Raw genomic sequence first — 11701 nt, forward strand, 5'->3', positions numbered from 1 at the left:
CCTTGACACGGTTCATCTCACACCTGAATTAAAGGCGTTATATATAATATATAAATAATATTTACTACTACAAGAATACATATAACACTTAATAAGAAGCAAATAATATTTAATAATACACATAAATAAAAGTATTAACATGTAAAAACTTCTTGTCATATCTTTTGAGCGTTGTTAATTTGACCGCACTATAAGATTTTTGGGGTTTATCGACTACAGAACTGAGTTGCCTGGCGTCAATGCTTGGGGGATCTCCAGAAACAAAATCTCACACCCATCGAGATGAGGAGCGTTCTTACGCGCCTGATTATGGTGCGGAGGATGCTGGGTAATGGCACGGGACGAGGCAGCCATGACAAATGGGAGAAGCATGCGAAAGCGGATTTCTGCCGCCAGTTCACTGGTACGGGCATCTGTTCTCATGTGCATATATATTGCGATGGGGAGCCCGACCGTACTTGCTGATGATCCGCCTCCGCCGTCGAGCACATCTACGGTCGGTCAGATGGTCACCAACCCCGTAAACAATGAGACGACAACCGTCAGCGCGCTACTTGTCGATCCGGCAGGAACGGCCACTGCTGGAGATACCGCGTTCGTTCAGACTGCGGATGGGTACACTTTCCTGGTCAAGTCCGCGGGAAATCAGTTCTATAACAGCGATACCCCTCCGGTAGCCTTTACCATTACCTCGATCAGTGACAGTCTGGCCGTCGTCACCAGCTCAGAGGCTACCGGCACCGCTGATTTTCCGGTTGGTCAGACTACGTTGGATTTCAATGCCAGCTTCAATAGTTCCGAGTCGCCGGGAATACTCATTCCGCCTGTCGATGTGACTGGCCCCAACGGCGTGAAGCAGGTCATCTATGGTCGAGATGGCAGTAATGGCAGAGACGGGGCGTTATTCGTCCCACCGTCCACGGGAAAGGGCGGCGACACTGGTCCGGCCAATGACAAGACACTCAACGAAAATGTGAACGCGACCTCCAATATCGGCTGGGAAGTCGGCAGCATCGGTGGTGACGGCGGCAAGGGAGGTGATTCCTATGCAAGCTTCTGGAGTGGCAGGGACGGCGGTGACGGGGGCACAGGCGGTCGCGTTATCGCAGCCCAAGACGCATCGAGTACGATCCAGGCCAGTGGCGATGGCAATTATGGCATTTTTGCCTATAGCCGTAGCGGTGAAGCCGGCGATGGCGGCAGCGGCTTTGCTGCACCTGGCGGCGGCACCGGCGGACATTCCTCGGACGGCGGCCACGTCACGATAGAACAGTCAGGGAAGATATTCACCAGTGGAAACAACGCCCATGGCATTTATGCACTCAGTGTCAGCAATAATGGTGGCAATGGCGGCGACCAATGGGGCCTTGTCGGGCAGGCAGGCGATGGCGGCTATGGCGGTGATGGTGGTCAAGTAGACGTTAAGACTTCTGCCGACGCCACGATCCTGACCGCCGGAAATTTTGCGAACGGAATATTAGCGCAGTCGATCGGCGGTTCCGGCGGCTCAGCGGGATCAAGCGGCAATCTGCTGGTTTCGCTGATCGGTAGCGCGGACAATGGCGGCAATGGCAGAGTGGTGACGGTTGCGAACGGCGGCATCATCGAGACGAATGGCACGGCCTCGCGCGGGATTATGGCGCAATCCATCGGTGGTGGTGGTGGCGCGGGCGGCACGGCGGACGGTCTGGTTGCGCTGGCGTTGGGTGGCGTCGGGTCGAATGGCGGCTCTGGTGGAGCTGTGAACGTGACCAATTCCAGAACTGGCTCCATTCTTACGACTGGCGGCCTCGCAGATGGGATCATGGCGCAATCCATCGGCGGTTCCGGTGGCCAGGGTGCGAATACCTACGGACTGGTAAGCATTGGAGGCAATGGTTCGCAAGGCGGTGGGGGTTCAGCTGTAGACGTCAGCAATCACGGTCGCATAGAGACGCGTGGCGACGGTGCTCGCGGGATCATCGCGCAGTCCATTGGCGGCGGTGGTGGTGATGGGGGGTCGAGCGGCGGCATGGTATCCGTGGGCGGCAATGGCTCCGGCGGCGGTGCCGGGTCCACGGTGAGCGTCATGAATGTCGGCGTGATTAAGACCCAGGGCCATGACGCGATGGGCATTATCGCGCAATCGATCGGCGGCGGCGGCGGCAATGGCGGGTCATCTGGATCGGTTGGCGCCTTCATTGGCGTTGGGGTCGGCGGCAAGGGCGGTGCTGGCGGCCAAGGAGGTGAAGCCAATATGACACTCTCCAGTGTAGACGCCAGCCAACCATCGCAGATCATGACATCGGGCAACCGCTCAGCTGGCGTGTTCGTGCAATCTGTCGGCGGCGGTGGCGGCAATGGCGGCGGCGCAGTCAGTGTTGCCGTGGGCGCGTTCGGTGCTGCTACAGTCTCTGTCGGCGGAACCGGTGGAACCGGTGGCAATGGTGGCGCCGCGACCCTGACTGGCAACGGCGCTACTTCGGTTCAGACAGGCGGCGACGATGCGGCCGGCATTCTGCTGCAATCGGTGGGAGGCGGCGGCGGCAATGGCGGCTACGCGATTTCTGCGGCGGCCTCCGCAGGTCCGGTTTCCGGCTCGCTGGCAGTTGGGGTTGGCGGTTCCGGTGGCAGCGGCGGCGCGGGCGGCGAAGTCCGTGTGGGTACAATCGACGGCAGTGGCAATCTGACCGGACCGGGTTTTTCCGGCAACGTAGTGACTAAGGGAGAGCGTTCTGCCGGAATGCTATTCCAGTCGATCGGCGGCGGCGGCGGCAATGGCGGCCTAGCGGTGGCAGCGAGCGGCGGCGGCTCACTGATCTTTTCCGGGAATATTTCCATTGGAGTCGGCGGTGGGGGCGGAGTTGGCGGTACTGGCGGTCGTGTCCGTATCTATACGGATGCCGATATCACGACACTTGGTAATAGTTCGGCTGCCTTGCTCACCCAATCGATCGGCGGCGGCGGCGGCAATGGCGGCGGCAGCATTACGGCTGGTGTGGCTGGCAGCGGCGACAGCGCGGCCAGCATCAATATCGGCGTAGGAGGCAGCAGCGCGGGCGCAGGAGCAGGCGATGCGGTTGATCTCGTCGCCGGTGGAGACCTGATCCGCACGGCTGGCCAGTTCTCTACGGCTGTGGTCGCGCAATCAGTCGGTGGGGGCGGCGGCAATGGCGGCTATACGGTCGCAGCCGGAGCCGCCGGAGCTGGTGCAGGCGCAGGTTCTATCAATGTTGGTGTCGGCGGCTCGGCTGGTGGCGGCGGCAATGGCGGCACGGTGAACGCCCAGGTGGATGCCGTTGTTACCACGCAAGGAGACGACTCCGGTGCAATTCTCATCCAGTCTGTGGGCGGCGGCGGCGGCAATGGTGGTTTCTCTGTTGCAGCGGGTGAGGCCGGAAGTGGCGTGGGTGCAGGTGCGGTTTCAGTAGCGCTTGGCGGCTCGGGCGGTGAAGGAGGTGAAGGCGGCGCAGTGGCAGCGAAGATCAATAGCGACGTCGCAACCCAGGGTGAGCGCGCAGCCGGTGTCGTTGCGCAATCGGTCGGCGGCGGCGGCGGAAATGGCGGCTTCAATATTTCCGGTTCGATTACTGGCGCAGGCACCGGGGCTGGCACGGTCAGCGTAGGTCTAGGCGGCACTGGCGCTGGCGGCGGCGACGGTGGCATGGTCAATGTGACCTCGAACGGAACAATCCTGACGGAAGGGTTTGCTTCAACCGCTTTCGTCGCCCAGTCGATCGGCGGCGGCGGCGGCAATGGCGGCTTCAACGTCAGCCCCGGATTGGCTTTGGCCGGTACTGGTGCTGGGTCAGTCACTGTAGGTCTTGGCGGCAGTAGTGCTGGAGGCGGTGACGGCTCGACAGTCACGGCGCGCACAACAGCGAATATCGAAACACGAGGCGGGGCCTCAACAGGCATTCTGGCGCAATCCATCGGCGGCGGGGGCGGCAATGGCAGCTTCAACATCACCCCCATCGTGTCGGGTGCGGACACGGGATCGGGTTCAATCTCCGTCAGCCTTGGCGGCAACGGCGGCAGCGGCGGAAATGGCGGCACGGTCGGCCTGACAGTTGAAAATGATGTGCTGACCCATGGCGCACAATCCTCAGCAGTCGTGGCTCAGTCGATTGGCGGCGGCGGCGGAAATGGCGGCTTCAACGTTACGGTTGCAGGCACCGGTGCCGGGACGGGCTCTGGCACTATCGGGTTCGGTCTTGGTGGGCGTGGAGGAACCGGCGGAACCGGCGGTGCCGTCGATAGTACTGTCGCGGGGAATCTAACCACACTGGGGGATAATTCGACCGGCATGTTGGTCCAGTCGGTTGGCGGCGGCGGTGGCAATGGCGGAATCAATGTCAGCGGTACAGTCAGCATCGCTGGCATCGGCTCCGGAACTACAGCTATCGGCATCGGCGGTTTCGGTGGTAATGGCGGTAGTGCTGGTGATGTGACCAGTAGCTACAGCGGCACAGTACTCACTTTCAGCGAGCGCTCTGCTGGCGTCGTTACCCAAAGTCTCGGCGGCGGCGGCGGTAACGGCGGCATTAATGTTTCCGGCACAGTAAATCTCACCCAGCAAAATGGGGGCGCGGCATCGCTCGGCGTGGGCGGCTTCGGCAGTGGTGGCGGTAATGGCGGTAACGTAACGAGTAAGGTCCGCGTAACAGACGCCCGCGATAATATCACCACAATCGGCAACGAAAGCATCGCGGTCATGGCGCAATCGGTCGGCGGCAGCGGCGGTACAGGCGGCTTGAATGTCGGCGGTTCGGTGAGTCTCACTGGTCAGTCCGGAGCCGCCGTGTCGCTTGGCGTAGGTGGTTTCGGCGGTGCTGGCGGTGATGCGGGATCGGTGGATCTCGATGTCATTGGCACCGTCAATACGTTTGGTGATCGTTCCACTGGCTTAATGGCACAAAGTCTCGGCGGCGGGGGCGGAGTTGGCGGCATCGATATTTCTGGCACGCTGGCATTGACGAAGCCCTCGGACACAAACACCGTATTCTCGATCGCGGCCGGAGTTGGCGGCTTTGGCGGCGGCGGCGGCGATGCTGGTGCGGTCAGCCTTTCTTACAGCGGTACGTTAAGCGCATTGCCCCGAACCATACATGGCGATGGCAGCGTCACCGTCAACGAAACGCAGGGAGCGGATGGCCTTGTCGCACAGTCAATCGGTGGCGGTGGCGGCGATGGCGGCATCAATGTCAGCGGCGGCGTCACGATCAGCAGCAGGCCGGGGGCTGGCCAGCCCGATAGCAGCAAATCCTATGGTGCCTTGATCGGTGTTGGCGGTTTCGGCGGCACCGGCGGCGATGCTGGAACAGTTGACGTGAACGTCGCGGATGGGAGCACCATCCGTGCACACGGCACAGGGCGGTCGGGCATTCTCGCTCAATCGGTCGGTGGTGGCGGCGGCAATGGCGGGATGAATGTTAGCGGCCAGTTGAACTGGGGCAGCTCCGACAGTTCCGGTGGTGCTACCGATCTTGGTATCGTTGCAGGCCTTGGCGGTCATGGCGGGGTGGGGGCTGATGCCGGCGATGTCGACGTAACCTCAATCGGCGATATTACCACAAACGGCTACTCTGCCCGTGGCATACTGGCTCAGTCGATCGGCGGCGGCGGCGGCACCGGCGGTATCAATGTCACTGCGGTTGCTACCAAGGACAGCACGCCCGTCGGGATCGGCATTGGCGGCTCTAGTACCAGCGGTGGCAATGCTGGCAATGTCAGCATCACGCGCGGAACCGCGACTCTTCTAGCCGGGCTGATCAAGACTGATGGCGTCGGCGCACATGGTATTGAGGCCAGCAGTATTGGCGGCGGTGGCGGCGATGCCGGGATCAATGCCGTCCTTGGCGTAAGCAAGACCACGGGTTCTGGCAGCAATAGCGGCTCTGCCGGGAATCGTAAGGAAACGGTGAATGACGGCGTTGATCCATCTGTCGTCACTGACATCACCAATACGATTGACAAGGCGGATGCTGCCACTGGAAAGGGCGGTAGCGGCAGCAACAAGACAGTTAATTCTGCAATTATTGCCGTAGGCGGCTCGGCTGGCAATGCCGGTAACGGCGGCCAAGTGGATGTCACTCATTTTGGTGACATTGTTACTCTCCAGAACGGGAGCTACGGTGTCTTTGCCCAATCGCTCGGCGGCGGCGGCGGCAATGCCGCTTTCAACGCGGGGCTGGTCTTTGAACCGGGAGATGTTTCGCAGAACCGTGGCTTCGGCATGGCGATCGGCGGCGGCACAGGTGCGGGTGGTACTGGTGGTAATGTCACGATTGACAGTATGGGCAATATCGACACGCAAGGCGACGACGCACATGGCATCTTCGCGCAAACGGTCGGTGGTGGCGGCGGCAATGCTGGCTTCAACCAACTGACAGTGGGCGGCGAAGATGGCAATATCGGTATCTCCATCGGTCGCACGGGCGGCATAGGCGGTACGGCAGGCGACGTTTTTGTGAAAAGCGATAGTCAGGTTCGCACTCAAGGCGCCCGCTCGCACGGACTGTTCGCACAGTCAATCGGCAATGGCGGGGGCAATTCAACCGCCACATCAATAGTACTCTCCACACCCAAGGGCGAAGACAAAACCGGCAATAGCGTTGCGATCAAAGTAGGCCTGGAAGGCGGGAAAGGCGGCGCGGCAGGCCGCGTGACGATCAAATCAAAGGGCCTGTTATATATGCTTGGTGAGGATTCACATGGCATCTTCGCCCAGTCGGTCGGCGGCGGCGGCGGTAATGGTGGCGGTGTCATGGGCTCGGCGGGCAAGGCAACGTCCTATTCGCTGAATATCGGCGGAACCGGCGGCACTGGTGGGATATCAGGCGCTGTCGATGTCACGAGCGCGGCCCGCATTGCAACCGAAGGCGCACGTTCCATCGGCATTCTGGCGCAGTCTGTGGGTGGTGCGGGTGGCACTGGTGGATATGCGAATGCCGGAACCTCATCTCTTATTACCCTGATAAACTTTGTCAAAGGCACCGAAATCGGGACAACGACGTCGGTAAATATTGGCGGCACAGGTGGCGACGGCATGTCTTCCGGCGACGTGACAGTGGCGAATAGCGGTGTTGTTACAACAATTGGGGACAGTGCGCATGGCATCATGGCGCAGTCAGTCGGTGGAGGCGGCGGTAAGGGTGGTTTAATAGAGAACAGGATTGTCAACCTTCATTCAACGATCGCCAGCACATCGACCCTGTCAATCGGGGGAACCGGAGGCACGGGTGCGATATCAGGCAATGTCAGCGTTACCAATACCAGCGACATCGGCACTGAAGGAAGACAAGCGGCAGGCATCTTCGCTCAGGCCGTCGGCGGCGGTGGCGGCGACGCGCAACATGTCCGCAATATCATCGCAGGTATCAATGCCGACAACAGCACGCGCAACGCGCTGCTCATCGGTGGTTCAGGCGGCACCGGCGGCGGTGGCGGCGCTGTCGACGCAGTCAATGCGACCGGTGCCAGAATCATCACCAACGGCGCCGAAAGCCATGGTATTTTCGCGCAGTCTATCGGCGGTGGGGGCGGCAATGGCAGCGAGGTTCTCTCGGTCTTTGTCACCAAACCAGACAGCACGGCCAAGACCGAGCAGGGTCTCCAACTAGTCATCGGCGGCAATGGCGGTGCAGGCGGCACCAGCGGTCCAGTCAATGTCGTCAATGACGGACTCATCGTCACGCGGGGCGACAAGGCGCATGGCATCCTTGCCCAGTCAATTGGCGGTGGGGGCGGCAACGGCGGTTATTCCATGAACGGAAGTCTGGCATTGCAGAAAGGGACTGAGGCTATCCCGACAATGGCACTGAGTATCGGTGGCTCGGGCGGCAGTGGTAATGCAGCCGGTGATGTCACCATCGCCAATACTGGCGAAATCGATGTGTCGGGAGCACAATCCTATGGTGTGCTCGCCCAGTCGGTCGGCGGTGGCGGCGGCAATGGCGGGTTGACCGTGGCGCTGTCACCCAACGATCAGGCCAGAGGCCAATCCTATTCCAAAATCGATGTTGGAGGGGTTGGCGGCGACGGGGCCGATGGCGGTGATGTGACGGCCAATCACAGTGGCGCCATACGCCTCAGCGGTGAGAACAGCTATGGCATTTTTGCGCAATCGGTCGGCGGCGGCGGCGGCAATGCAACATTGGGGCTCTCGACTCCGGCGGCCATGGCCACAGACCATATCATCTCGACCACGCTTGGCGCTCGCCTTGGGTCCAAGGGTACGGCAGGCGCGGTTTCCGTAAACAGCACCGGCGACATCATTGTCACCGGCGCTGGCAGCCAGGCCATTTTCAGCCAGTCCGTCAATGGCGGCGGCGGCAGCGTCGATACTTACCTCGATTTTGCCAAAGCAGCATCTTCGACTGATCCGCTCATCTCATTGACCAGTACGATAGCACTCGGCGGCAACGATGTTGACGGAAGTGCAGGAGCTACAGTCAGCCAGGTCCACCGGGGCGATATCGTCACCACATCCTACCGCTCGGCTGGCATGCTTTTACAAAGCATCGGCGGCGGCGGCGGCATCTCTACGACTACGATAGATTCGGGAGCCAGCGGCGATGCCACCCTGAGCGCGATGCTCGGCGCGATAGACACGGACGACGCGTCTGGCGGCAACGTGGTGGCGAGCCGTGGTGGGAATGTGACAACAATGGGCGATTTGTCCAGTGGGGGATTGGCCCAGTCGATAGGCGGTGGCGGCGGCCGGGTGGTCATCACTGGCAACAACGGAGCTGGCGGCTCCGGCCGGCGCAACGCAGTCGTTACGCTGGGTGCCGATCCGTCGTTCCGCAACAATGGCGGCGACATCATGCTGACCCTGAATGGCACGGTAAGCACCGAGGGTAACAATGCCAGTGGGCAAATTGTCCAGTCGATAGGCGGCGGCGGCGGCGAAACCTATCTGACAGGTATTGATCACGCTACGATCACGCTTGGCGCCAGCGACGGGTCGACTGGGGACGGCGGGGCCATTATGCTGGATAACATTGGCGATATGAGCACTGCAGGGGCCAGATCGCATGGTTTGGTGTTGCAGAGTATCGGCGGCGGCGGCGGGTTTATCGGTACAGATTTGGCGGCTTCAAGGGTCGATCTCTTGCTATCGAACAGCAATGGCGGTGAGGGCGGTAATATCAATTTCACCAATAATGGTAATGTGCTCCTAACGGGTAAGGATTCTATTGGCGTATTGGCACAAAGTCTGGGCGGCGGCGGCGGCACTGTGGATGGACTGTTCCATGGCAGCGCTGGCGGCAGAGGGAGCGGTGGCCGCATCGCACTCGACCTGACCGGCAATGTCCTCTCGCTTGGCGAACGCGGCATCGCAATCATGGCTCAATCCGAAGGCAGAGACGGTGCGGACAATATAGATGTCGCGCTAAACGGGGTGATCGTTGGCGGTAGAAACGGACAGATTGACGCAAGCCTCACGTCTAACGCAGCTGCTATCGTTATTGACGGCGGGGCAACCAATACGCTGTCGTTTTCGACTGACAGTTTCCTGATGGCGCTCAACAACCGCATCGTCAGCGGCAGCAGCGGATCCGAACGGGTGATACTAAATGGACGCGCAGTGGGCGATATCGATCTGGGAGGCGGCATCAATAGGATGACAGTCTCACAGGGCGCTTCCTTCTATGCCCAGAATCAGGTCGATCTGGGTTCCGCTGGAGAATTGCATATTGATGGCAACCTTTATCTGGGCGGCGTGGCTTACTTGCCGAGCACAACACTGAACGCACGTATTGCGGCTTCGGATTTCCAGGTGACGGAGAACGTCAGCCAGACAACCGCGTTGAATGGCTCTCTCAGCTTCAGCAAGACTGCTACCTACACGGCAGATGTCTACTTCCGTCAGGATCTAGCCGCCGACGGCTATACCGATCTTATCAATGTCAGCGGCGACGCTACAATCGCCGGTACGGTATATCCAGTGCTGCATCAACTGGACCGCTTGCAGCCTCTGGTGCTGATCAATGCCGATGGCGTTACTGCAAACAACGGCACGACAGTAGTTGGCACGCCCGTGATGAGCTATGAAATCGGGCTGAACGGCCCCACTGGCGATGGCAGCACGATCGACCTTATCCCGCATGCGGATTTCCGAATGCCCGGCATGAACCGTAACCAGACACGGACTGCGGAATTTATTGCTCACATGCTTTCGGGGCAGGGGTCGGTCGACATGGGACCTATGTTCGCGTTGATTGCCAATATGCAAACGAACGCAGAGATTATCGATGCAATCGATAATCTCGGTTCGGAAGACTATGCAGCGACGCAGGTCGATGCGTTATATTCCGGCTATCATTTTGCACGATCAATGGCCGATTGCGGTTATGATAACTTTGCCGCCCGAATGGGCGATAGCCGCAGCTGCTATTGGCTGACCGGCAGCGCCAGCACGCTGAAGCGCGACCCTTCCTTGCAATATCGTAGCTTCGAAACACAAACCTCTGGGTTGTTTACCGGTATCCGCATGCCGCTGACAGAGGACATCTATCTGGGCGTCGGCACTGGTCTGGAGAATTTCAGTCTGGCCAGCGGTGATCGCTTTGCTGCTGATGGTCGCCGGGCCATGCTGGGCGTATCGTTGTCGAAATACAAAGGGCCATGGGAAATCTATGGAATTTTGAATGGTAGTACGGCTCAATATGACAGCATGCGCCAGATTGACATCTATGGGCTGCTCGCCAATGGCTTTCCTGTCACAGGTGGTACGGCTACCGTCAAACAGCGCATCAGCCAGGCTAATTTCCGGCTGGGTTCCGCTTATCGCTTCAAGCCGGATGGCAGCGCTCTCTATTTGCGACCAGCGCTGGATTTCGACGCTAGTTACCTGCATTCGGGTGGCGCTTCTGAAAGTAACACCGCCTACGGTTTGAATCTGGATAGCACGGGCCAATGGGTTTTGGCCGCCACGCCGTCGTTCGAACTGGGCGTAGATACGCAAGTTACCAGCACGTTTTGGATGCAGGCCTATCTGCGCGGCGAACTCAGTTTCTCCAACAAGGATGACGTCTTCATCGACGCGACTTTAGCTGGTGCCAGTGGCTCGGACGGCGTCTTCCACAACTATAGCCAGATCGGCGAACTCACCGGACGACTGGATACCGGACTAACATTCTATGATAACGACACCACCACGAGTTTGACCTTCGGCTATCAGGCTCAATGGAGCGGGGATATGGTTGGCCATACTGCCACTGTAAACTTTGGCTTACGCTTTTAACGTGTCAATGAGAGAAGAGGCAACATGGTCCGACAGGTCGCGATGACGCTTGTTTTGACTGTAATGATAACCGGCGACTCGCCCACACTGGCACAGAATCAGGGGCACAGAATCAGGCCGATGCCACAAATGACGCTCAGAAGACCGGGCAAAGTGCCGCCCCGGCAGCGCCACTTTGGCTAATCTCCTGTTCGAATCAGCTACCGCCCGAAGAGCTTTTGTGCGAAATTTCGCAGAGTATCGTACTAAGTCAGGGCAATCAGAGCCAGCGCGTGGCGACCGATCATATCTGGTTGCAATACGTTGCCGGTTTTTGAGTTTTGTTTTGACCCCGAAAAGCAAAAATCCCGGACAAAGCCGGGATTTTGTTGCCTATCTGATCGTAAAACTGGAGCGGGCGAAGGGATTCGAACCCTCGACCCCAACCTTGGCAAGGTTGTGCTCTACCCCTGAGCTACACCCGCTCGCGCC

The 11701-nt window shown here is 59.5% G+C and carries 1 protein-coding gene and 1 tRNA gene; one reads left to right on the forward strand and one right to left on the reverse strand.

The window, feature by feature from the left end:
* Positions 1-421 precede the first annotated feature (421 nt).
* Positions 422-11230 (forward strand): autotransporter outer membrane beta-barrel domain-containing protein, encoded by a 10809-nt coding sequence (locus KUG47_RS07075; RefSeq protein WP_217677245.1) that lies wholly within the window; start codon positions 422-424, stop codon positions 11228-11230.
* A gap of 389 nt (positions 11231-11619) precedes the next feature.
* Here the strand turns inward: KUG47_RS07075 and KUG47_RS07080 are convergent.
* Positions 11620-11694: transfer RNA gene (locus KUG47_RS07080), tRNA-Gly, on the reverse strand.
* Positions 11695-11701: the final 7 nt, after the last annotated feature.

Source organism: Falsochrobactrum tianjinense (assembly GCF_019100495.1).
Taxonomy (GTDB): domain Bacteria; phylum Pseudomonadota; class Alphaproteobacteria; order Rhizobiales; family Rhizobiaceae; genus Brucella; species Brucella tianjinense.

Coding starts and splice junctions, on each gene's coding strand:
- KUG47_RS07075 (WP_217677245.1), top strand. CDS start 422: ATGTGCATATATATTGCGATGGGGAGCCCGACCGTACTTGCTGATGAT.